The sequence below is a fragment of the Candidatus Harpocratesius sp. genome, from assembly GCF_054039255.1.
In genome coordinates this window covers 1-22,400 of sequence record NZ_JBPLBG010000033.1, presented here as the reverse complement: position 1 = coordinate 22,400, position 22,400 = coordinate 1, and the positions used below count along the sequence as shown (strand labels likewise).

General features: G+C 31.2%; 21 protein-coding genes. 7 read left to right on the top strand and 14 right to left on the bottom strand.

Going from position 1 to position 22,400, the window contains the following annotated elements; genetic code table 11:
- Positions 1 to 43: 43 nt before the first annotated feature.
- Complete coding sequence (gene hutI / locus ACXLDF_RS07260) at positions 44 to 1,303, bottom strand: imidazolonepropionase (RefSeq protein WP_457557841.1); 1,260 nt, start codon at positions 1,301 to 1,303, stop codon at positions 44 to 46.
- 109 nt (positions 1,304 to 1,412) lie between these two features.
- Between hutI and ACXLDF_RS07255 the strand changes: the two genes are divergently transcribed.
- The gene (locus ACXLDF_RS07255; RefSeq protein ID WP_457557840.1) at positions 1,413 to 1,865 is read left to right on the top strand and encodes an ABC-2 transporter permease family protein; all 453 of its coding nucleotides are present in this window, start codon (positions 1,413 to 1,415) and stop codon (positions 1,863 to 1,865) included.
- Between the two features lie 200 nt (positions 1,866 to 2,065).
- Here the strand turns inward: ACXLDF_RS07255 and ACXLDF_RS07250 are convergent, their stop codons facing one another.
- A complete protein-coding gene (locus ACXLDF_RS07250; RefSeq protein ID WP_457557839.1) occupies positions 2,066 to 3,055 on the bottom strand; it encodes a GTP-binding protein in 990 nt (329 codons plus the stop codon).
- Between the two features lie 65 nt (positions 3,056 to 3,120).
- Positions 3,121 to 3,243, bottom strand: coding sequence for a hypothetical protein (locus ACXLDF_RS07245; RefSeq protein ID WP_457557838.1), 123 nt, complete (start codon positions 3,241 to 3,243; stop codon positions 3,121 to 3,123).
- A 107-nt stretch (positions 3,244 to 3,350) separates the two neighbouring features.
- On the opposite strand from ACXLDF_RS07245, the gene ACXLDF_RS07240 reads away from it, so the two are divergent.
- On the top strand, positions 3,351 to 4,559 hold the full coding sequence (locus tag ACXLDF_RS07240) for an NAD(P)/FAD-dependent oxidoreductase (protein WP_457557837.1): 1,209 nt from the start codon (positions 3,351 to 3,353) through the stop codon (positions 4,557 to 4,559).
- A gap of 8 nt (positions 4,560 to 4,567) precedes the next feature.
- Here ACXLDF_RS07240 and ACXLDF_RS07235 read toward each other — a convergent pair whose 3' ends face one another.
- Together ACXLDF_RS07235 and map are read right to left on the bottom strand one after the other, a co-directional pair.
- On the bottom strand, positions 4,568 to 5,521 hold the full coding sequence (locus ACXLDF_RS07235) for a hypothetical protein (RefSeq protein ID WP_457557836.1): 954 nt from the start codon (positions 5,519 to 5,521) through the stop codon (positions 4,568 to 4,570).
- Complete coding sequence (gene map / locus ACXLDF_RS07230; protein WP_457557835.1) at positions 5,512 to 6,471, bottom strand: type II methionyl aminopeptidase; 960 nt, start codon at positions 6,469 to 6,471, stop codon at positions 5,512 to 5,514. The genes ACXLDF_RS07235 and map overlap by 10 nt, the downstream gene beginning before the upstream one ends.
- A gap of 126 nt (positions 6,472 to 6,597) precedes the next feature.
- On the opposite strand from map, the gene ACXLDF_RS07225 reads away from it, so the two are divergent.
- The 3 genes from ACXLDF_RS07225 to ACXLDF_RS07215 all read left to right on the top strand — a co-directional run bounded on the left by ACXLDF_RS07225 (position 6,598) and on the right by ACXLDF_RS07215 (position 10,158).
- The gene (locus tag ACXLDF_RS07225; protein ID WP_457557834.1) at positions 6,598 to 7,557 is read left to right on the top strand and encodes a DMT family transporter; all 960 of its coding nucleotides are present in this window, start codon (positions 6,598 to 6,600) and stop codon (positions 7,555 to 7,557) included.
- 125 nt (positions 7,558 to 7,682) lie between these two features.
- Positions 7,683 to 9,356 (top strand): glycosyltransferase 87 family protein, encoded by a 1,674-nt coding sequence (locus ACXLDF_RS07220; protein ID WP_457557833.1) that lies wholly within the window; start codon positions 7,683 to 7,685, stop codon positions 9,354 to 9,356.
- A gap of 58 nt (positions 9,357 to 9,414) precedes the next feature.
- Entirely contained in the window at positions 9,415 to 10,158 is a 744-nt protein-coding gene (locus ACXLDF_RS07215) for a hypothetical protein (RefSeq protein WP_457557832.1), read from the top strand.
- Between the two features lie 114 nt (positions 10,159 to 10,272).
- On the opposite strand, the gene ACXLDF_RS07210 is transcribed toward ACXLDF_RS07215, so the two are convergent.
- The 6 genes from ACXLDF_RS07210 to ACXLDF_RS07185 all read right to left on the bottom strand — a co-directional run bounded on the left by ACXLDF_RS07210 (position 10,273) and on the right by ACXLDF_RS07185 (position 16,611).
- Positions 10,273 to 10,980, bottom strand: coding sequence for a hypothetical protein (locus ACXLDF_RS07210; protein ID WP_457557831.1), 708 nt, complete (start codon positions 10,978 to 10,980; stop codon positions 10,273 to 10,275).
- A 2-nt stretch (positions 10,981 to 10,982) separates the two neighbouring features.
- Complete coding sequence (locus tag ACXLDF_RS07205) at positions 10,983 to 13,283, bottom strand: hypothetical protein (RefSeq protein WP_457557830.1); 2,301 nt, start codon at positions 13,281 to 13,283, stop codon at positions 10,983 to 10,985.
- Positions 13,284 to 13,374: 91 nt separating this feature from the next.
- Entirely contained in the window at positions 13,375 to 13,764 is a 390-nt protein-coding gene (locus ACXLDF_RS07200; RefSeq protein WP_457557829.1) for a roadblock/LC7 domain-containing protein, read from the bottom strand.
- A gap of 41 nt (positions 13,765 to 13,805) precedes the next feature.
- The gene (locus ACXLDF_RS07195) at positions 13,806 to 14,567 is read right to left on the bottom strand and encodes a hypothetical protein (protein ID WP_457557828.1); all 762 of its coding nucleotides are present in this window, start codon (positions 14,565 to 14,567) and stop codon (positions 13,806 to 13,808) included.
- Between the two features lie 63 nt (positions 14,568 to 14,630).
- Entirely contained in the window at positions 14,631 to 16,226 is a 1,596-nt protein-coding gene (locus ACXLDF_RS07190; RefSeq protein WP_457557827.1) for an NAD(P)H-hydrate dehydratase, read from the bottom strand.
- 109 nt (positions 16,227 to 16,335) lie between these two features.
- Positions 16,336 to 16,611 (bottom strand): hypothetical protein, encoded by a 276-nt coding sequence (locus ACXLDF_RS07185; RefSeq protein ID WP_457557826.1) that lies wholly within the window; start codon positions 16,609 to 16,611, stop codon positions 16,336 to 16,338.
- Positions 16,612 to 16,763: 152 nt separating this feature from the next.
- On the opposite strand from ACXLDF_RS07185, the gene ACXLDF_RS07180 reads away from it, so the two are divergent.
- On the top strand, positions 16,764 to 17,519 hold the full coding sequence (locus ACXLDF_RS07180) for a glycerophosphodiester phosphodiesterase (RefSeq protein ID WP_457557825.1): 756 nt from the start codon (positions 16,764 to 16,766) through the stop codon (positions 17,517 to 17,519).
- A 66-nt stretch (positions 17,520 to 17,585) separates the two neighbouring features.
- Complete coding sequence (locus ACXLDF_RS07175) at positions 17,586 to 18,464, top strand: hypothetical protein (RefSeq protein ID WP_457557824.1); 879 nt, start codon at positions 17,586 to 17,588, stop codon at positions 18,462 to 18,464.
- A gap of 47 nt (positions 18,465 to 18,511) precedes the next feature.
- Here ACXLDF_RS07175 and ACXLDF_RS07170 read toward each other — a convergent pair whose 3' ends face one another.
- From ACXLDF_RS07170 to ACXLDF_RS07160, 3 genes are read right to left on the bottom strand one after another with little or no spacing between them, the layout of a single operon-like run.
- A complete protein-coding gene (locus ACXLDF_RS07170; protein WP_457557823.1) occupies positions 18,512 to 19,081 on the bottom strand; it encodes a DUF1667 domain-containing protein in 570 nt (189 codons plus the stop codon).
- 1 nt (position 19,082) lies between these two features.
- Positions 19,083 to 20,402, bottom strand: coding sequence for an NAD(P)/FAD-dependent oxidoreductase (locus ACXLDF_RS07165; protein ID WP_457557822.1), 1,320 nt, complete (start codon positions 20,400 to 20,402; stop codon positions 19,083 to 19,085).
- Between the two features lies 1 nt (position 20,403).
- Complete coding sequence (locus ACXLDF_RS07160) at positions 20,404 to 21,882, bottom strand: NAD(P)/FAD-dependent oxidoreductase (protein WP_457557821.1); 1,479 nt, start codon at positions 21,880 to 21,882, stop codon at positions 20,404 to 20,406.
- Positions 21,883 to 22,400: the final 518 nt, after the last annotated feature.

Below are 22,400 nucleotides of genomic sequence, written 5' to 3'. Positions count from 1 at the left end.
ATGATTTTGTATTTAAAAAAGGAATTTTAGTATAGAAAGAATATTAAACAATTTGTTTTCCTTTTCGATATACTAAAAATGGTTTTAAAGAACCTTGGTTATAGACAATTTCTTGATATTTATTACATTTAAATGCAATAAAATCAGCTAATTTTCCTGGAGCAAGAATACCACGATCATTTAATGATAAAGCATCAGCAGCGCGCTTTGTAATACCTGCAAGAGTTTCTGCGATTGTAAGTTTTTGATATGCACCCAATAACGCGGCTTGAGTTAATAGTTCACCCATAGGGGCAGAACCTGGATTCCAATCAGATGAAATTGCAACATTTAATCCAACATCTAGCATTTTTCTAGCTGGCGCAAAATCAATTCCTAATCCTAACGATGCACCTGGAAGAGTTACAGCAATTACATTTGCATCTTTAAGCATACGGAGATGTTCTTCGTCCGATACTTCTAAATGTTCAGCAGATAAAGCACCAACCTCAGCAGCTACTTCAGAACCACCTATTGAAAATTGATCTCCATGTACAACAACTTGAAAACCAAGTTCCTTAGCATAATGTAGATATTTCCGAGCAGAATCGGGACTGAAAGCACTTTCTTCAATAAATATATCGACTCTTTTTGCTAATTGTTTTTCTTTTACAACAGGTAATAGTTTATCCATAATTTCTTGTAGATATTCATCAGAATTTTGGAATTCGGGCGGACAAGTATGAGCAGCTAAACATGTAGGTACTAAATCAGGTAATAATGCACGTGAATGATTTGCTTGATTAATTACCTCTAACATTTTAAGTTCTGCTTCAACAGTAAGTCCATATCCACTTTTAACTTCACACGTAGTAACACCTCGGTGAAGATGGGTTAACCCTCTTATAAAAAGATTATCAAATAGTTCCTTTTCTGATGCAGCCCGAGTTTTACGAACAGTATCGAGCATTCCACCGCCAGATTTTGCAATATTCAGATAGGTCTCACCAGATAATCTCCGTGCATAATCTTCAGCCCGTGTTCCTGCATAACACATATGAGTATGGCAGTCAATCATTCCAGGCATAGCAACAGCGTTTTCGGTAATTTTATGAAATATAGTTCCTGAACCGTGGAATTTTGCATGAGACACTTCTTTTTCAAATTCATCTTTGGAAAGAATTTGCTCAATTTTATCTTCAACAATTAGAATTCCCCCATCGGGGATAATTTCCAATTTATCATCAGAAATAGGCCCAGCAGAGGGTAAATTTTGCATGGTAAGGATTTGCTTAAAAGGACCGATTAGTTTTTTATCCGACATTATTACCTCCCTTCTAGTGAGGCAGTGCTAAATGAATTAAATAATTTGTGCTTTAGAATTGGAATTAAATTTATTAATCAGAATTTTTAATAATTCATAGGTTGTTTATATGGAAAGTAATATTTGTGAATTCTGTGGTGAACCTTTACGGATGATAATTCAATCGAATTATGTAATCTGTCCAATTTGTGAACGAAAAAGCTGCCTTAAATGTCAAAAGTTAGGTTTATGTCCAGATCATTACAAAGAAATACCAGAATCAACTAAATCAGAAATAAAAGAAATTAGAAGAAAAACTGTTCTTTTCATCATTCTTGTTTCAATATTACTTTTTGCATCATTAGCTTCTTTCGAGTTTATCAATAGAGATAAAAATTTTATCGAGATGAATCCATATGACACCGAAAAATACTTATATCTTTTATTTGTTATTTTATTTCTTCCAATTTTTTTTGGAATTATATCTCATTATAATAAGAAGATTAAAAAAATACTCTATTATTCTATTGAAATTTGGAAACAAAACAATTCAAAACAGAAAAGATTTGAAATAGATCAATAAAATAGTAAATTATACATGGAAAAACAGATCAATTTTAAATTTGAAAGGTGATTTAATTGATGCATTTGTACTTTTGTGGAGAATTTTTTTTTTCTTTGTTTATTTAAACTAATCTACACTATATTATTTACAGAAAAGTGCGAATAAGTTCATAAAATTTGAATAATATCCAATTATTTTCAAATATAGATGGAAAAGGGCTAAATTTGAATACTATTTAGTCGTTTTGTTAATATTTTAAAAACCAACAGTACGAAAGCATCTTCTACATTGATGTTATTTAAAGCACTGGTTTCTAGATAAACCATGTTATGTTTAGATGCCATAATATTTGCTTCTTTTGTTGAAACAACTTTAAATAAATCAGACTTATTCCCGACCAAAATGGATTCGTATTCACCGTTAATATAGGAATCTAATTCAGATTTCCACTGAGGAATATGTTCAAATGTGTTCCGATCGTGCAAATCAAATACAAGGATTACAGCCATAGTCCCTTTATAATAACTTCTTCTTACACGTTTAAAGAATTTTTGCGATCCAATATCATAAATATTTAGGTGGACGCGATTTTCCATAAAAGTGTACGTATGGGTCATAATATTCAAGCCAATTGTCGGTCGAAAATCTTTTGGAAAAATACCGTCAACAAAGCGATTTACAAGGCTTGTTTTTCCAACACCTGAATCCCCTACTAAAGTAAACTTAAAAACCCATTGTTGAATCTTTTTTGAACTGGAGTCTAGCAATTTTGAGCCTAAAATTTCTCCCAATTTTGGAATTTCTAGATCAACAGATTGATTTTCTGATAAAATTCTATAAAATTTTTCTGTAGCTAAGTAAAGAAAGGGTTGAAGCTTATCAATCCAAGCATCAATTGATACAACATAAATAAAAGTCCAGTGATCAACAAAAATACTAATACTACGAAAGTTCTCAGCATCCATAATGACGTTAGCATAAGGTGAATCCGATTGAATTTCTTGAATTCGGCGCAAAATAGGATCTAAATCAATATTGATAGATGAATATTGATTTCTTGTATTATTAACATTTGAATCAAATGATTTTTGAATCTCATTCGAGTAAATCAGTTCTTCTCCATTTTTTATAATATAAAGCCCTTGTAATTCAAGTATATTGCTTGCTAAATTAGAGGAAAGAGTATTCAGTAATAAATTTTGATTCATTAATATACAAATGGAAAATGATCCTAAGTAAATATTGATTGAATGAAAATAATAGAGTAAATGAGTTATTTAATTCTAGTGGCAGTATTACAATGTTTACAGCGGATAACTTGCTTGAGTTTTAAAGATTGATAACGATAAACTCCAAGAACTAGCTTTTTACCGCATTTTGCACAACGTTCATTCAAAATTTTTTCTTGTAAGCATATTCCGTTTTTTACAATTTCCATTCTATTTAAAAAAAGTGAAAGATACTTTTTAAGAATATTTGGAATAATTAAAATTTGATTAGCGAATGAATAATGTGCAAGAACCAACTCACTCTATTGGTAGTAAAGAAAATCCTTATGATATTGTAATTAGTGGAGCGGGTCCGGCTGGTTTGACCGCGGGTATTTTTGCGGGTCGATACAAATTAAAAGCACTTATCTGTGAAAAAGAAGAACATCCATGGTTATTTCCAAGAGGAGAGACACTACATAATGCAAAAATCTTTTCTCAAGTTTTAGGTGATAATGTTCTTAATCTAATTTCTATCCATATAACTGCTGCGCGTAAATTCAACAGCCCTATGGTAAAGAATACTGTAGAGGTTTTTCGAAGAACACCTTCAATTGTCTTTGAATGGAATAATTTCATTGAATTACTAAAATCACGTTTATTAGAGACATCAACAAAAATACGGACCAATTCAGAGGTTAAAGAATTAATTTATGAAGATAACAAGTGTTGTGGAATTCGATTGCAAAATGGTGAGGAAATCTATGCAAAATCGATAATTGTTGCAGATGGTCACAACAGCCTTATTGGTAAAAATTTTCGCATTCCCTATGAAAAAATTAATTTTCCAATTATTAAACGTATTATTCGGAATTTTCGCGGAGATTATTATGGTTTTGAGTACTTTTTTTTGGTTCCGGGGATGTTGGATTATGCACCCCGATTTCCTCCAGCAGTAATTTTTGTTTTTCCAAGAAACAAGGAAAAATGTGAAGTAGGAATGATGATCTTCGCAGATGTGGCTAAAAAACTCAAAAATTTATGTGATTTACCCGATGAAGCTGAAATAATGCGTGTTTGGAATCAATTAATTGCCACATATCCCCGGTTCTCTGATTTAATGCGCAATACGGAGATCGAATTTGAAGGATTTACTTATATTGGTGCAGGAGAAATATATAATAATCCAATGCCTATTCCTGGTGTCTTTCTAACTGGTGAAGCTATGGGATTTATTGAAAAATCAGGAGCATCTGGAATTGCCTCATCGATGCAAATAGCAAAATTTGCAGTTGATTATATTGCTTCGAAAAAAAGCATTAACTGGTCCAAATCTTCAGCAAAATCCTATTCACGCACATTAAAACGAACAGATTTTTATCATCATATTAGAAAAAATGCACAAAAAACCCAAATGCAAAAATATTTCTTCTTTCAATATTTACGAACAGAAGAGAAAATAAATAAAAAATGGAATTTGGTAAAAGCACTCTATAAAGTATGAGGTGTTGTTTATTCTAGTGATTTTTTCAAATGTAGATAATCTGTATAAGTATCAACATCCAAAAATAAAAAATTGCTACTTTTTTGAGAATTCTGTGGAAAATTTTTGAAGGTTATTTTTATAGCATTAAATATAGTGCCTTGTCTTAATAGATTTTGGATTCCACCAAGTAGTGTTGAAAATGAAGGAGATGAATTATTGAAAAGTGAATCTAAAGTTTTTTTTGAAAGAATAACTACAGGTAAAAGAAGTGGTAAATTTTTACGATTAGGATTTTCACAAATAAAAGTTTTTCGTGTTAAGATTCTGGATACTATCGGAAACTTAAGTTTAAGCTCATTGGACATATTCAACTTATTCAACTTATTCAATTTATTCGATTTATTTGAATTATTTAAACCCTTTGAGTTATTTAAGTATATAAAATCGTTTGAATCTTGAGAAAATGAATTTACTGTATCTAATTCAAGGCAGAAACTCCCATACATGTAATCAGTAGGAAGATTTGCATAAAAAAGAAAATTATTGCTTGATAATTTAGAAAAATTGGTTAAAATTTGTGATAAACAATCCCAAAAAATCGGTGAAAACCATGTATCTGCTGGAAATACAAGCAACGTTTTTATTCGATTTTTATACAAGCGCATTTTTCTAAATGAAAAGAACGGCCCGGCCATAAATGAGTCTCGAGCATCAACAATGATAGGTTTTTTTTTATTTTCATTGATTTTTTGAATCCATTTACTGATTTCTTCATAATAATAGCCTAAAACAAGATAAATATCATTGATAGGAAGAGATTGTAAATGAGAGATAAGTGCTGAAAGAGTATTTTCTTCAGTTGAATCAAGAGGCATCAAAGATTTAGGAATTTTTGGTTCATTTTTGTCTTTTGATTCACAAAATCGTTCCCCTTTCCCAGCAGCTAAAATAACAGAATCAATCATGAGTTTTACTGCCATAATTTATGGTAATCGAAATCTTCCCACCAAGTGGTTGGGATTGCCCCTTCTTTCGTAATTAAGAGAGTATGCTCGTGTTGAGCCACCAAACCTTGCGCACGTTCTACGAAAACGTTATAACCTTGCAGAATTCCTTGCCGATAATATTTTAAAATAATATTGTTTACTTTTTCTTCTGGAATAAAATCCACCCAACGTGGTGAAAAGGGAAAAGCACCAAATTTTTCCTTGAATTTTTTCAATCTGATTCGTTCAATTTGGGGTAGGTTTTTTTTCTTATGAATGTTTTTTACTTCAAAGATAGTAATTTCCTTTCCATTACGAATAGCACCATAACCATTTGTACTGAATGGCTCAATGGCAATTTGATCTCCTTCTTGTAAAATATAATTTTCCAAACTTGAACCCACATTAGGTATAAAGGGAGAACCATGAAGATCCCATTGACTTACACGATGTCCTCCAAGATTAGAGACTGGGGTTAAATCTTTATATTTTTCAATCTCAGCTTGGATTGCTGCACCAATGCTTCTAATATTTGCCCCAGGTTTTGCTAAACTAATAGAAGTATATAATGCATCCTTTGCAGCTTGAATGAGATCAGAATATATACCATTATCGTCTCCTAAATTTATTGTAACAGCTGCATCTGCTACATATCCATCAACGTGCCCTCCTAAATCAATTTTCAATAAACCATGTTCTGGAAGTACTTGTTGTTCTTTAATTACAGGAGAATAATGAGCTGCAATGTGATTAATACCTAAATTCGCTGGAAATGCAAGACCTTCAGCTCCATGAGCGAGAATATCATCCTCTAAAACTTTTGCAAGATCACCCATATTTGTTCCTGGTCGAGCAATTTGATAGGATAATTTTAAAGCATGAGCAACTGCTTTTCCAGCCTTCATGTATTTTTCAATTATATCAGAAGTAAGTTCATATTCCATTGATACGTCAATTGGGTATATAGAGGCGATGTTATTCAAAGTTTTGATTTTTTTATATTTTTACAGCTGATGACTTCTTTTTTGATTTTCGAGAGAATTCTTAATCAATGAGCAATTCTCTACTTTGTGGAAAAATCATATATTAAAGCATATCTATACATAATTATTGCTGTGTTTCTATGGGCAACTATTGAAATTGTTATGAAATTAATTCAAGATAATAGTAGCCCTTTTTTAATGAATTTTTTTAGATTCTTTATTGGAGGATTTACACTTTTAATCTATGCAATTACGACAAAAAAAACAAAAAGTATCAAAAAATTCTTAATATCTCATCCAAAATATTATATTCCTGCAGCATTTATAGGATTAGCAGGTGGCTTATTGCTTTATTCATTTGGAACAAGTTTAACTGAAGCCTCAATGTCTGCAGCAATAATAAGTTCTAACCCAATATTGATTTCAACATATATGATTTTTTTTAAAGGTGAATCTAAATCAGCATCGAAATTAACAGGAATTTTGATTGGCTTTATTGGAATGTTATTTATTGTAACAGAAATGCATTTTTCAGCATTTTTTAGCAATGAATATCTGTTAGGAAATATGTTAGTTCTGGTCGGAACATGTTTTTGGGTCGTCGACTTAATTCTAGGTAAATTAGTTATGAATAAATCTAGACTTTCTCGTCAAAATTTTAAGAATAATGATTTTTTCTCAAGGAATAACACAGAATCAGAAATTGTCTCAAGCTTAGATTTTAATGTATTAACTTTCTTATTTGCCTCCCTTTTTATGACCCCCTATTTTCTATTTTCAGATGAATGGACAGTGATTATTTCCCAATCCCTAAGTACTTGGATAGGATTACTTTATATTGGAGTAGTCACTACAGGAATTGCCTATTTATTGTTTTTTAAGGGATTAGAATCACTTGAAGCTTCAAAAGGATCGAATCTTTTTTATTTAAAGCCAATTTTCGCAACAATTCTAGCCATATTGATATTAGGCGAAATCCCTACTGTATATTTCTATTTAGGAATAATTTTAGAAGTGATTGCATTAATTCTTATTTCAAAGAATTAAGAAATTGTTCATTTAGTCAATTAATCTTGATCTTTTGTTCTTGAATGAGGAGAACTTTTTTTTGGATCCAATGATAATTTAGCAACATTAGAAAATTATTACTATTTTTCTTGAGATGTAAAGGAATGACGAGGAACCGACTTGAACTTCAAAAAAAAATCGACAAACTTAAAAATTCAATATTTTCTTCACTTCCAATTTCAAGTTTGAATAATTTCAATGAATTCGATTTAAGCATTCCGTCAAAGCCAAGTGTACTACAAAAATTATTTCCAAATAATGTTCTTTTCGTTTTATTATGTGGTTTTCTAATAAAACTGGTTTTTTTTATTTACAGTCTATATTGTTATCAAAATGGAATTTTAGTAGCATCACAGAATGTTTTCAATCAATTTGCAGCACACTGGTGGGATTTAGAAGGATTAAGTGATTTCGCTGGGGATTATATTCCTTGGCATACAAACTGGATGAATGGTGAAAAGCTTTATACAGATGCATTCAAAGGTAGATATCTTTATCCCCCTTTATATTATTATTTAATTCATATTTTTGCATATTGGACTGTTTTTTCTGCTCCAATTGTTATTTTTCTGTGTAATATTCTTACAGGGTATTATGTTTTTCGTTTAGCATTAAATTTTGGGGCAACACCGAAAGCAGCAAAAATTATGATGATGATATGCCTTTTATCCCCTTTTAATTTATTTTATAGCGATTTTGTTTGGCAGAATACAGGAGTTGTAACTACTTTTTTAGTGATATCTATGTTTAATATTTCACAAGAAAATTACAAATGGGGGATGTTTTGGTTAGGAATCGCTATGAGCATTAAGCAAGTTGCTTTCTTTTTTTATCCATTTTTCGTAATAGGAGTTGCATATTCACCTTCATTTTGGAAAAGTTATTTACGAAGAAAAGGAAAATTACGCAGAAAAGAATCAAAAATACCCCTTTTTGACTATATTAGGAATTTACCATTAAATTCAATAATCTTTTATGGATTAATCCCAATTGAAATATTTTTAATTGCCTCTTATCCATATATTTTTGACGAACCCACAAAATACATCAGTATTCTCTTTAATAATCATCGAACTTCAAATTATGAATGGGTTTACAATATTTTCTCTCAAATTGTACCAGTCAACAGCAATTCTACTTTTATTGGATATTTTCCTGATTTAACTATTAACCCAAAAAATAGACCATATCAAGTTAATTACAGAACATCCCTTGCGATTGCATTTGCATGGATAGGATACATATTAGGAATTCCACCAAAAATTACAGCGATTTTTGCTGTTATTTTTCATATGCAATTATTATTATACTTAATCACAATTATTTTAGGTGGTTTTTATTGGTGGTTTTTAAATAGGACAAAATTCTCTTCAGATCAACAATACTATTGGTTTATGTGGAATATTGGAGGGTTGGCATTATTTACTGTAATTCTTTTTGCTGAAATTGGCATTTATAAATACTACTTAGTATCTTTAACCCCATTTTGGGCAATGTATGGTGCCTTTAGCCCTTTAAATCATGAACGATGGAAGAAAGCTCAACAATATTCATTGAAGGAAATTAGACATGATCCAACCAAGATACAAAATCAATTTTTTGGAGGTGGATCATACTTTCATATAATAGAACAATCAATTCTACAAATTGCAATGATCTTTTTTAATAAATGGTTAGCTGTTATCTATTTCTACTTTCCTTTGTATCTTTTGGGTTTAGCTTTTTTTCTGGTACAAATGTTTCGAAAAGAATTCTTATGTATTCTGAGGAAAAAATAAAGTGGTTGAAAATACATACGAAACTTCTTTAGAAAAGAGATTTTTTTATTCTTATTATATGGATATTCCCACAAACTTTCTGAATATTATTACAGGAAAATTTACCCGACGGCAGCTTTTACACTATATGGGTTTATGTGCTGGATTATTTTTTACATTGCTTTTCATTTCATGGCAATTTTATCCCAAATCGTTAAATTACAATATTCTAACTCATACAATTTCATATTTAGGAGACTATACCCAAAACCCTAAAGGTTGGTTCTATTTTTCCCTTTCTTTTATTGTCATTGGATTATCATTTATACCTTTAATCCTTTATATTCACAGAAGAGTTGTGTTGATTGAAAGATTATGGGGTTATATAGGTAGTTTTTTCTTAATTGGGGGTAGTATTGGAATATTAATAATCTCGTTTTTCCCAGATGTACATGGAGCTGATTTCTTTCAAGATATGACTTTGGGTAAAGCTCATGTATTAATTTCAACTATAACATTCTTGCTTTTCAGTGCTGGATTTACTATTTATGGAATTCTATTCCTTGTAAATGCATACCCTAAAATTCATCATGGTAAACATGACTTGTATCCAAATGCTCATACACGGTATATCTTTATAGCTTTTGCTGTAATTGGGATGGGAACTTTAATTACGCAGATCATTTCCAATATTAGGGATTATCCATGGCCAGGGCCTGGAATATATAGTTTTCCACTTTGGGAATGGTTACTCTCATTTAACTTCTTTATTTCGATATATTGGCTTGCTTTTACCCTACCTAATGAAATTCCATCAATTTAGGCATGATTTTTGAATTCTCTCTTTTAGATTAAAAATATCAAGAAACTTATTCGCACCAATCAAAATATTACTTTTTTTTTTCTTTCAAGAATTTTTAACTAATTTTTCTAAAGATTATTGGTCATTATGGTTGGGAATAATGAGATATAAGCTATAAATATAAAAGACATAAGAACCAAACAATAGCCATTCCCATAGTGGAAGATACATCATGAAAAAGTAAATTCTCCAAAAATAATATAACCAATAAAAAATAAATGCTGTTAAAAAACCAATCATAATCACATCAGAAACTAAATACATACATACAAGTTGCCAAATTTTAATCCACCCCATTTTATCTTTAATGCTTTTAATTAGTGTATACATATTAAAGGAAAATGCGGTGAAAAAGCCAAAAAAAGCCAATCCTGCAAAAATGTAATGAATTAAACCTGAATCTTCAGAAAAAATTCCCACACCAAACACACCCAATGCTGAAAAAAGAAGGATTATAGTAAAAATATAAGTTGTAATTTTAGCAATTTGACGTAATTGGTGAAAAAGAAAGAAAATATAGGGAACTAAACCTAATCCTGCAATACACATACTTAAGCTCCAAATTGAATGACCTATAGGGTTTTTTATCGTATTTCCAAGACTACTTACACTCATACGAAGAAATTGATAATGAACAGGAAATTTTAATATTGCATATGTGTAAGACCCAATGAGAATGATTAAAAGACAAAAAAGAAGCACACCATAAGCATGTTTATGTGATTTTCCTTTTAAAAAATCAAGGAATCGTCGAGAAATAGAAATAAAATTCTTATTTTTCATGATTAATCATTGAAAGCTGCAAGCCTACGATATAGTGGAATAAAATCGCTGAATGAATTAATATCATGATATCTAAGTTTGCTGGAACGAAAATCAGAAACTAATTCTTTTAGTGAAATATTTCCCATTCCAAAGATAGTGACTTGGATTTTATCGAATTGATAAAAATTATTAAGTATTTTCTTTAGTTCAGGAAAATCATCAGGAATTGCATCAGTAATCATTATGATATTTATTGGGCGAGTTGGGTTTTTTTTTCGTAATTTTTCTATAATTTCTTTTGATTTTGGTAAAAGAGAATGAACATGAGTAAATGTTCCAGATTCAATTTCTACTTGTTCAAATAAATTATGGATAAATGAAACTAAAACAGATGTGCTGTATATATTTGAATTTAACCATTCATCTTGATTAATAGTATTTACTAATTCTTCATGATCTTTGAAAATTACAATAGAAACATATTCTTCCATTTTTCGGAAAATCTTTTCAATAATATATAAAATCACGAAGAATAAAGCAGTATGAAGTCGTGAAATATGTGATTTTACAGTAATCATGGGAAATGGAGATTCTATTGAAAGTTGTGAAAGAAAACTCTCTACTTTACGCAGTTCTTTATGTTCGAAATTTACTTCAACATCGCGGGCCAGCATACTATGTGTTATATCAAAAAGAATAAGAGTATCGACCGGAATTAAACCTTCGATTGATATTTCAATTTCTGAATTGGCAGATATTTTCCCTATTTCCTTTGGACCTAAGGCAGGTGAACATGATTTAAACTTAAAAATAGAATCAAAATCAGGATGCTTTATTTGCATTCGTGGAAAAATGAAATAATTCAAAAAAAAGATTCTAATACTTTCTTTCCGATTTTGAATATTTGTTGTAATTTTATTATAAGTTTCTGATGAATCTGGATTTAATTTTGCTGATATATACAATTTTTTAATATTAACAACATTTTTTTGTTGCTTTTGAATTGAAAGTAAATCTTTATCTCCAAAACTATACCATAAAATATTAGGATCTATTTCAATTTTCTCATCAGATAAGGTTGAATCTGTTTGAACCTGAGCATATGTTGTAAAGTTAGAATTAATTTTACTAATTCTGACAATATCTCCTAATTTTACACCTAAAGCGTTAGCATTTCGAAAATTAATCTTAACTTTTCCAATCAACCTATGATTAATTATGGGTTTAAATGTAAGTTCTCGAACTTTGATAATTGGGGGTTCCATTGAAAAAACAACTAGTTTTGGGACTAAAACTTCAGCGATTTGATTATCTTGGAACATTTCCCTATCCATAATTATTGTATCAATTTCAGTTTTACTAATTTCTACTGTTGCCATTCCTTGTCTTCTTGAAATTGGATCTTCCCATCCAAAAAAGGCTCCTGGATATAATGAAAGACTATTTGCTAATTCCTGCGAAATTATAATATTACCATTTAAATCTCGATCAACAATTTTACATCTTACTATTAGAGAGTTAGGAATAATTAAATGCAGTTGTTCTTCAGAAATTCTATTTGGGTAATTTTCAAGATTAATCGACTCTTTATCTTCATATTCTTTAATTTCATTCCTATCTAATGAAAAACCTAAATTTTTATCCTTTATGATTGAGGATGTAATTAGATCGTTGGGATGTGACTTTGTCTTAATTGTGGTTAAATCATGATTCTCTTCAAAAGCCTCAGAAATTAGCTTTTTATTCATACCTTTAAATTGTTTTTTACTTAATTTGTCTTCATGTAAAGACTCTTCTAGTTTAAAATCATCAATTTGAAGTTGATTGTATTCTTCTGTTGAATTTTGAGCAATATTATCAGATGGGGCGTATTTTACATCTTTATTTTTGGAAAAAGCAGAAAGATTGTGAATTGCTTTCTCAACATCAGTATGCAAATTAAGATTATGAGATTCATGAGTCATTTTTTGAGTTATTACTTCTTCAAAGAGTTGAGTCTGACTTTTTAAAGCAAGTTCTTCAATGTTATATTCTAAATATTCTTCACCAGGATTAATAAATTTAGCAGAATTTTCTGCATCAATTGTTTTACTTTGAGCGAATGGTAATGTCTGAAAAAGCTTAGGTAATAAAATCGTTCCTTCTGGTATCGTAGGAGATATTCTCATAGGAACTTGAAAATAATTACGCCATCGTCGATTATTAGAAAATAATCGAATAGTTCCACCTTCTGGTAATCCTATCTTATGCGCATCTATCTCATTCATTTCACAATAAGGAAATTTATTCAGTTCAAATTGAAATTTCAGACTGATCCGCATACCCAACACCTAATATTTTTATAGAAATAGAGCTAAATAATATAACTCTTTTGATAATCTTCAAGAGATCAATAGACAAAAAAGATCTGATTTATTCAGATTTAGGGTACGTTTCGCTTATTTTCTGGGCATAAAACCGAAAAACAGCTACAGTTTTACCTAAATCCCGAATAGTACGGGATGCACCAATTAGAAAAAACCTCCCTGCGGCAGAAATAACCATAAAACTTTTTTTTCCTCGTAAAACAACTTCAATAAGCTTGTTGTATCCAATTTTAGCTACAGAATCATTTCCACTTTGAAGAAGAACCGCACCCATAGCACATAAGGCATCTGGATCAATTTCATAACCAGAAACTGCAGAAAAGGCCAACCTTAGTCCTTCTTTGGTTACTAAAGCCAATGCTTCTAGTTCGGTATTCTTGGTGATATTCGATAGATAAGCACTTAGTTTTTGGGCATCATCTTCATTTAATGACATTTTTTTTCACACTTTTTTTTTGAATTTTTAATTTTTCATGGTTATTTCTTTTTTAAAAATTCTATTGCGATTACAGTTTGATCTTTCACTAAAACTCGAGGCGCATAACCATTTGCAAAAAATAACCCTTCTGGTAAACTAGAAATAGGTTCAAGGACTCGTTCTATATTTTCTTTACCTAGAAAAGATTGCTTTTTTTCAGTAACTGAATAAGCATGATCCCCTATTATCACCATTTCTCGTTCATATCCTGCCGGTATTTCCTCTTCATCTAGCAAATGAATGATCTCTTCTAATTTTGCTTTACTGGGAGTTTTTGAGAAAGTAGCAGATGAACTTGAAGATGTAAAAAGATGATCGTTATCTCCTGTATAAAGTGGCCCTGATTGTTCAATTTGATTATATTTTGAGTGATAAGAAGTAGAAGGAGGGGTTCTCGAAGGTGGACTTCCACTAGGTTCACGAAATTGGATTTCATTTCCTTCTTCGCGAATTTCATGCGCAAATCCTGTAGTTGGAGGTTCTTCAATTGCTTCAAGAAATTCAGGTTCTTTGTTAGTGTCAACTTCTTCTAAAGAAACAGAACGATAACTTAATCCAACTTGTGATCTAATATCTTGACTAATCCGTGCACCATTAAATTTTGATCTAACGGATGCATTTGTTCCTATCCAGAGGTAAACGACTCGTTTCTTATCATCGACTAAAACGTAACATTCTTTGCTATCTAAGAGCTTTTTTATAGGCTGTTCTTCAGTGATCTCATGTGCTTCACCATTTCCCCTTACTATGAACAGTTGCATTTTCTTACTCCTATACTTAACATAACTTTTGATTGGCTAAAAATCGTTGTTTAATAATAGTAGTTAATTTTTTGAGTTGATAAATTTTTTGAGAAATATTCGAATATAATAAATTAAATCTGTTGCTGAAATTCGATCACCAATTTCCTTGGAAATTTCTTCACCCAATCTTCCATTTAGATAGGCACCACTTATTGCAGAAGCAAAACCATTATTTTTCAAAGCAAGAAAACTACCAACAATACCTGCTAAGACATCACCTGTTCCTCCTACAGTCATTGCAGGTGTACCTCTGGTATTTAACCGGAAATGATTATAATCTAAATTGATCAGATTTTTAGTGGTATTTTCATAATATGCATCAATTATAATATCATAACGCCCTTTGAAAAGAATAATGCCTCCAAATCTATGAAGTAATGGGGCTATTTGATCCACAAAATGGATAAATTCAGAATGAATTTCATGTTTTGGAATTTTAAGTAATCTTTGAAGTTCACCTTTATGTGGAGTAATGACTACATTCTTATTTGAAAAGCAGAAATTCTCATCGTGAATGAGAATCGCGAGACTAGTGATCGCATCTGCATCAATAACAAATGGAATGTTTTGAGAATCAAGCCAACGTATTATTTCTTTTGAAAATTGAATAGTGTTTGGATCATCTCCGAAGCCAGGACCAAGAACAACTGCATTAGCCCATTTGCATAATTCTTTTGCAACTTGAAGATCATTTAGAGTGAAGATTTCATCTTCTCCAGAAAGAACGATAAAATTTGCATTAAAACCACGAACAACATTATCAATACTTTTAGGAACAAATATTTTAACCAGATCAAGTCCCATTTCAATACCAGCAAGAGCTGCAAATGTAGGTGCTCCAGAATAAGACTTTGAACCACCAATAATAAGAAGCCGACCATATTGACCTTTATGGGCATTGTTTGGTTTGGATTTGATGCATTGAAGTAAATCACCTTTACCAACCAATAATTCTGCTTCTCTAGGAATGCCAATAGATGCAATATGTTTATTCTGTGAATTTTCTAAACCTGTTTTTTCTCGATGAAAGGTCACTCGAAAATCACATTTTACAGCCATATCATCAAAATAACCAGTATTTGGATTCATCCCTGAAGGAATATCTACTGAAATTTTAGGAATTGAAAGAGAATTTATTAACTTAATAGCAGAAGCTGTCGGTTCACGAATTTTGCCAGAAACACCTGTTCCTAATAATGCATCGATAACTAAACTACTCCCTTTCTCAATATTCTCCCGTAAAGATTCAGTTAATTGACTAGAATCCCGAATTATATGAATCTTGACTGATAATATTAATTTTTTTAATATTTTCATATTAAGTCTTGCTTCTTCAGTTCGAATTTTTATTGGATCTCCACACAAAAAAACATCAACAATATAACCTTTAGAAGCAAAATGGCGAGATATTACAAATCCATCGCCCCCATTATTACCATTCCCACAAAAAACGGTTATTTTTTTATCTACTGAAGGTGAAAATTTCTGAATAATACATTCTGTTGCTTGCAATCCAGCAGATTCCATTAAAAGAATTTTAGGAATTCCTAAATCTTCAGCATTGTTATCAAAACGACCAATTTCTTCCCCATTCACTGCTTGAAATAAATAAGGCATAGATCTCATCCTTAGTGAATTATATACAATTGCAATTTTTTAAAGTTCCGAAAATATTTAAAATAAAATAAGCCAAAAAAAATAAAATAAATACAATTTATTTAAATTACTATTCTTCTGATAATTCAAATAATTCACCAAAAGCTTCCCGTTCTTCTTCAGTCATTGATTTTTCTTTCTTTGTTTCTGTGATGACCATTGTTTTTAGGGCGCGTTTCTTTTCTTTCTTGTAAAAATTCCGATTTTTCAATTTCTTTTGAACATTTTTATTCTCACTTCCACCAACTTTATCAACTGGAAATGACTTTTTACAAATTCTGCAGTAAAGTTCGTCAGAATGTTTTTTAGGATACAGCAGATTGCTACATATTGGGCAAAATTTCATCCGTTATATTCACATTTTTAAAAGGCATTATTGATAATGGATTTATGAATGTATTTGAGTATTTAAAGCTATTCGTTAAAAAAATGTAAAAAAAAATTCCAATATATATTTGTAATTTAAAAATATTTAAGGAATGAATATTAATTTAAAATATGGATCTCCCAGCAATTCGGAAAACTTTTTCTGTTTCTATTCACGCTCATCGGGGATACAGTGCAAAATATCCAGAAAATACACTGTTAGCTTTTGAAAAAGCGATTGAATTGAAAGCAGATTATATAGAATTAGATGTTCATTCAACTTCAGATAATAAAATTGTAGTTATTCATGATTATAAAACAGGAAGAGTGGCATCTAGAGACTTAGTTGTATCTCAAAGTACTTTAGAGGAATTAAGGACCCTAAATTTTGCTCAAAAACAAAAAATCCCAACATTACGCGAAGTGTTAGAGCTTTGTCAAGGTAAAATCGGTATTAATATTGAAATAAAACAAAAAGGGATAACTTCACAAGTAAATGATTTAATAAAAGAATTCAATATGGAGAAAGATGTAATTATATCCAGCTTTCTTCACGAAGAACTCACTAAATTCAAAAAGATTAATCCAAATTTAGTATTTACAACTTTAGAGCCAACAGGAGGAAATATTTGGGCATATCTTTTTAGTATATTTAATAAAAAGAAGTTTTTAGTTAATGCGCAAATAGTAGAAGCTCAAGGGACTAACCCATATTATAAATTTATTAATAAGAAATTCTGCTCACAAGCTCATGAAATGGGATTAACTGTGAATCCTTGGACAATCGATTCTCCAAAGGATTGGGAAAAATTAATTGAAGCGGGTGTTGATAGTATCATTACCAATAATCCTGAGGCTTTAATTACATTTCTTAAAAATCACAGTTAATCTTGATCACTCTTGATTTCCTCAATGCAGTAAAATATTTTAAGGAATACGTATAGTTGCTGATCAATGAGTGAACATGAAGTTCAATATTACTCAGCTGAAGAACTAGCTAAAAAATGGGATGATAATCAAGTTGCTTTACCAAAAATTCCTTTTTTCTTAATCAACCTTTATCAATTTGTTATGCCTCTTTTTGTTGTTCTATTCTTTATCGCTGGGATTCTTTATCTATATTCGACATTTCAAGTTAATATTTGGATTCAAATTCTATTAGAACCAGGAATTTTTATGATTAGTGTTTATCTATTAATATGGTCGATGTCAAAATTCTGTCGTATTCTCAATGCCTATTATGATAAAAAAAGTCCTCCAAAGGAAGGATTATATTCTCGGGAATTTGATAAAAAAAATGTGGTAGATCCTGCAGTTCATTATTATCATTTGCGAGGTTTTATGTATAAATGGCCCGTTTGGGTATCAAAAAAGTCAATATTCCCTTGGATGGTAAATTTTGTCTTGAGGGATATGGCAGGAAATAAAATACATAAAAATGCATATTATGGAGATTCCTATGTCTGCTTAGAATTTTCTGAATTAAGCGATGGCGTAGTTATTGAAAATGGAGCAGTAATCTCCAGCCATGTAGTAGATAGTATTTTTGGAAACCTTACTGTAAAAAAAGTTTCCATGAAAAAAAATGCTGCCTTAAATTCAACGGCAGTGATGGCTCCTGGAACAACTATTAATGAAGATTGTGCTGTTGGTCCGCGCTCTTTTGTACCAAAAAATTGGCAGATCTCAAGAGAAAAATCAGAATTTGTTTATGGTGTTCCAAGTAAGTATTTTGATTATAAGAATTTCTTGGACTTACTCCCAGAATCATTTCAAACCCAATGGGAAGAAAAGAAAAAAGAATGGATAAATAGTGAAAAAAGTATAAAATGAAATTTGGTAAAAAATAAAAAAGTTAATTCTAAAAGACTGCATATCCTTTACATTTTATTAAAATAAGGTGACAAGCGCTCGACTAAGTGTTTCTTGATTCTTTCTAATTTTTCTTTTTCTTCAAAAGTCAAATTCTGCTTTTTGTCAAATAAATCTTCAACCAATGTCTGTTGGACAATTTCTTCTGGTGACATTTCATCATAAATAGAAAAAGCAATCTTTTTATTCTCATCTTGCATCAAATCCCGGGAAGCTATAACATTTACTCCTGTTCCAAGGATATCACGAAGTAAAATTTGCCCCATCTTAACTGGAGCTTGACAATAATGTTTATTTACTACTTTGATGGCTTTTAAGAGTAATTCTTTAGGAATGGGTTTTTCACTGCGAACAGGGATAACAGGTAAAACACCACCTTCTACTCTCATAGTTGTAATTAACATCCTCACAGGATGGGTGTACTCTGATTCACCATATACCACTCCCCGAGGGCATTTATTACCAGATACATGTACCTCACCCAATTTATCTTCCCAAACAGTTAAGCGACATGAATTCGGACAAACCACACAAACAATTTCTTTCTCATTAATGCGTTCTTCTACAGCTTGTTGCATATTATTTCTCCTCCATCATTTGTTTCTCAATTACATTAACAGTTTGTTCTTTTTCTACCACATTAATTTGAAGTTCAGGACCGATTTTATTAATATCAATCTTTGGTATCAAATGAATCATTTCTGATGGAAGTACAAATCTGTGCCTTTTTGTGTAAATTTCTTTTCCATTTGATACTAAAATTGTCCGAATATTCGAGCGTGGATTCTTTACTCTAAAGGAAATTTTCAATTTGCCAAGATTATCATAATACTCAATTCTTTCTGGTTTTACATATCCAACATTTTCACCCGGAATTAACCGTATTGGAGTAATAAGTTTTTTCTTTCCAGGAAAATGCCCTAAAGCAAATAAACCTGCATTCTTTCCGGCATATTCTGCTTCTTCAGTAACCCAATCTACCAAATCATGAACTTGAAGCACATTGCCACATGCAAATATTCCAGGAATTGTTGTTTGGAGATATTCATCAATTTCAGGACCTCCATTACCTGAAATTACAGCACCTGCTTGAGAAGTCAATTCATTTTCTGGAATTAGCCCTACACTAAAAAGAATCGTGTCGCAATCGTAATGTTTCTCTGTTCCGGGAATTGGGCGCCATTTTTCATCAATTTGTGCTATTGTAACTCCTTCTACGCGCTCTTTTCCTCGGATATCAATAATTGTATGGCGTAAATACAATGGAATATTGTAATCATCCAAACACTGTACCCTATTTCTTACCAACCCGCTGGGATATGGCAAAACTTCAGCAACAGCCAAAACTTTCATCCCTTCCATAGTACAACGCCTGGCCATAATCATACCAATATCTCCGCTTCCAAGAATAAGAACTCGATGTCCGGGTAAATAACCTTCAATATTTATGAAACGTTGAGCCTGTCCCGCAGGATATATACCGGCAGGTCGGGTTCCTGGAATATTGATGGCACCACGTGTACGTTCCCGACATCCCATTGCAAGAATCACTGCTTTAGCATGAATATGAATTAAGCCTTTTTCAGGATTGATAACAGTCAAAATTCGTTCGGGAGATATCTGGATCACCATAGTTTTCAACCAAACTTCGATATCTCTCTCTTGTACTTCATTAATGAATCGTTGTGCATATTCTGGTCCAGTAAGTTCTTCCTTAAAATGCTTCAAACCAAATCCATTATGAATACATTGCTGTAAAATTCCACCTAATTCATTATCACGCTCAAGGATAATTATTTTAGCCCCAACCCGATGAGCTTCAATCGCAGCAGCCATACCTGCTGGACCTCCTCCAACAACAGCAACATCTATTTCCAGATTTTTGATTAATCGGCTCATTTTATAACTGGTCTCCTTGGAATACTTCTGAACACAAATTCTTGGTTCGTTTAAATACAATATGAGAATCTTTTCCAGTTTTTGTTACTTGTTCATATATCACTCCACGTTCTCGAGAAATAATCTTCATCACTTTAGGTAAGCAGAATCCACCTTGACATCTACCCATTCCAGGGCGTAACCGACGCTTGATCATGTCAGTATTAGTTACCGGGATTAAACCATGACATGCCTCTACGATTTCTGCTTCAGTTACCAATTCACATCGGCAAATCATATTCCCCCACTGAGGATTTTCTTTGATTTTTTTAGCCAATTCTGACTCAGAAAGTTGAGTATATCTAATCTGATTTTTCCTGGTAGGAATATAATTTCTTTTCTCAATAAATTTATAACTGCAATCATTTTGTAATATTTTTTCAACATACTCTGCAATTCCTAGAGAAGAAGTTAATCCTGGAGAATCGATTCCTGCAACGTTAACGAATTGCGGTAATTTTGAAACGCCAATAATGAAATCATGGGTTATAGTAGAAGCGCGTATACCAGCAAAATTTGTAATATGTTTGCGAATGGGCAATTTTTTAACTAATTTTAACCCACCATGCAGAATTTCATTTAATCCTTGTGTTGTTGTGTTAATTCCCTCTTTAGAATCGATTTCGTTTGCATTAGGTCCAACAAAGAAATTATTATGCACTGTTGGTGCAACTACAATTCCTTTTGAAACTACATTTGGCGTAGGAAATATAATTTTATTTAGCTGAAGTGAATTTTTATCAAACATTATATATTCCCCTCGACGCGGGATAATATTGAATGAATCATCTCCAATCATTTTTGCAATACTATCAGAATATACACCAGCAGCATTTATTACTGTTCTTGCTTCTATTTTCTGTCCTTTCACTGAATTTATTTGAAAAATTTGCTTCTCGCGTTTAATATATGCAACTTCAAATCCCAAATGTAGTTTTATTCCATTTATAATACTGTGTTCTACCATAGCAATTGTTAGCTCCCATGGGGTAATTATACCAGCATTGGGAAAATGTAAAATTGCTATGACTTGATCATTCAATTGCGGCTCAATTTCTTGAATTCTGGCGCGATCTTGAATTAATTCAACCGCAACATTTCGTTCTTGACTCTCTTTGAATTCTCCTTTCAAGGTCTTTAATTCTTTTTCATTTGTTGCACAAAATATTGCTCCAATTCGTTTGAAGTCCACATCCAATTGCGGACAAAGCTCATCAAACAAAGCATTGCTTCTTAAACTTAAAGATTCTTTGAGAGAACCTTTGGTGGTAAAATAACCTTGATGAATAATTCCAGAATTTGCCTTTGAAGTTCCCATGGCAACATCTTCTTCCTTTTCTATTAAAACAAGTGAAAGTTGATATTTTGCCAGTCTTTGGGCAATTGCTGCACCAATCACACCACCACCAATAATTGCAATATCGTATGGTTGTTTACTCATAATAGTAACCCCTCAGTTATTATAAAAAATGGTTAGAAGATCCATTATATGGTTTTGATTCTAAAGAATAGTATGTAATTCACTTTTCTAAATTTTCTGAATTTTTTTTTCATTTCTTAAGTTTACAAGTTAATTAATTTTTTTAATCTTTATATTGCATTTCATTTGAAAATTGCTCCGACATAATTTATTTTATTTGTAAAATCAAATTATCTCCTAAAATAGCCCTGTTTTTCAATAGTATATCTTTTTATTCATACCTTTAGTCTATTTTTCCAATAAAATGTCCTTTACCCTAACTATAATTTTTATTTTTTATAAAATATACAATCTAAAGCGATTTAAAGGAATATATTTATATATATCTTTACCCTAACTATAAATAATGACCTATCTTGTTCGAAAAAAAATCAAAGGAAAAAACTACCTTTATTTAGAGAAAAGGAAATGGATTAATGGTAGTTCACGACGAACTTGGCAGAAATATTTGGGTCCAGAAGATAGCATTGATCAAACAG

Bases quoted from the DNA above. Each gene is read 5' to 3' on its own strand.
- ACXLDF_RS07180 (WP_457557825.1), top strand. From the start codon at position 16,764: ATGGATCTCCCAGCAATTCGGAAAACTTTTTCTGTTTCTATTCACGCT.
- ACXLDF_RS07175 (WP_457557824.1), top strand. From the start codon at position 17,586: ATGAGTGAACATGAAGTTCAATATTACTCAGCTGAAGAACTAGCTAAA.
- ACXLDF_RS07195 (WP_457557828.1), bottom strand. From the start codon at position 14,567: ATGCAACTGTTCATAGTAAGGGGAAATGGTGAAGCACATGAGATCACT.
- ACXLDF_RS07255 (WP_457557840.1), top strand. From the start codon at position 1,413: ATGGAAAGTAATATTTGTGAATTCTGTGGTGAACCTTTACGGATGATA.
- ACXLDF_RS07160 (WP_457557821.1), bottom strand. From the start codon at position 21,882: ATGAGTAAACAACCATACGATATTGCAATTATTGGTGGTGGTGTGATT.
- ACXLDF_RS07185 (WP_457557826.1), bottom strand. From the start codon at position 16,611: ATGAAATTTTGCCCAATATGTAGCAATCTGCTGTATCCTAAAAAACAT.
- hutI (WP_457557841.1), bottom strand. From the start codon at position 1,303: ATGTCGGATAAAAAACTAATCGGTCCTTTTAAGCAAATCCTTACCATG.
- map (WP_457557835.1), bottom strand. From the start codon at position 6,471: ATGGAATATGAACTTACTTCTGATATAATTGAAAAATACATGAAGGCT.
- ACXLDF_RS07205 (WP_457557830.1), bottom strand. From the start codon at position 13,283: ATGCGGATCAGTCTGAAATTTCAATTTGAACTGAATAAATTTCCTTAT.
- ACXLDF_RS07235 (WP_457557836.1), bottom strand. From the start codon at position 5,521: ATGGCAGTAAAACTCATGATTGATTCTGTTATTTTAGCTGCTGGGAAA.
- ACXLDF_RS07220 (WP_457557833.1), top strand. From the start codon at position 7,683: ATGACGAGGAACCGACTTGAACTTCAAAAAAAAATCGACAAACTTAAA.
- ACXLDF_RS07190 (WP_457557827.1), bottom strand. From the start codon at position 16,226: ATGCCTTATTTATTTCAAGCAGTGAATGGGGAAGAAATTGGTCGTTTT.
- ACXLDF_RS07200 (WP_457557829.1), bottom strand. From the start codon at position 13,764: ATGTCATTAAATGAAGATGATGCCCAAAAACTAAGTGCTTATCTATCG.
- ACXLDF_RS07250 (WP_457557839.1), bottom strand. From the start codon at position 3,055: ATGAATCAAAATTTATTACTGAATACTCTTTCCTCTAATTTAGCAAGC.
- ACXLDF_RS07170 (WP_457557823.1), bottom strand. From the start codon at position 19,081: ATGCAACAAGCTGTAGAAGAACGCATTAATGAGAAAGAAATTGTTTGT.
- ACXLDF_RS07215 (WP_457557832.1), top strand. From the start codon at position 9,415: ATGGATATTCCCACAAACTTTCTGAATATTATTACAGGAAAATTTACC.
- ACXLDF_RS07165 (WP_457557822.1), bottom strand. From the start codon at position 20,402: ATGAGCCGATTAATCAAAAATCTGGAAATAGATGTTGCTGTTGTTGGA.
- ACXLDF_RS07240 (WP_457557837.1), top strand. From the start codon at position 3,351: ATGAATAATGTGCAAGAACCAACTCACTCTATTGGTAGTAAAGAAAAT.
- ACXLDF_RS07210 (WP_457557831.1), bottom strand. From the start codon at position 10,980: ATGAAAAATAAGAATTTTATTTCTATTTCTCGACGATTCCTTGATTTT.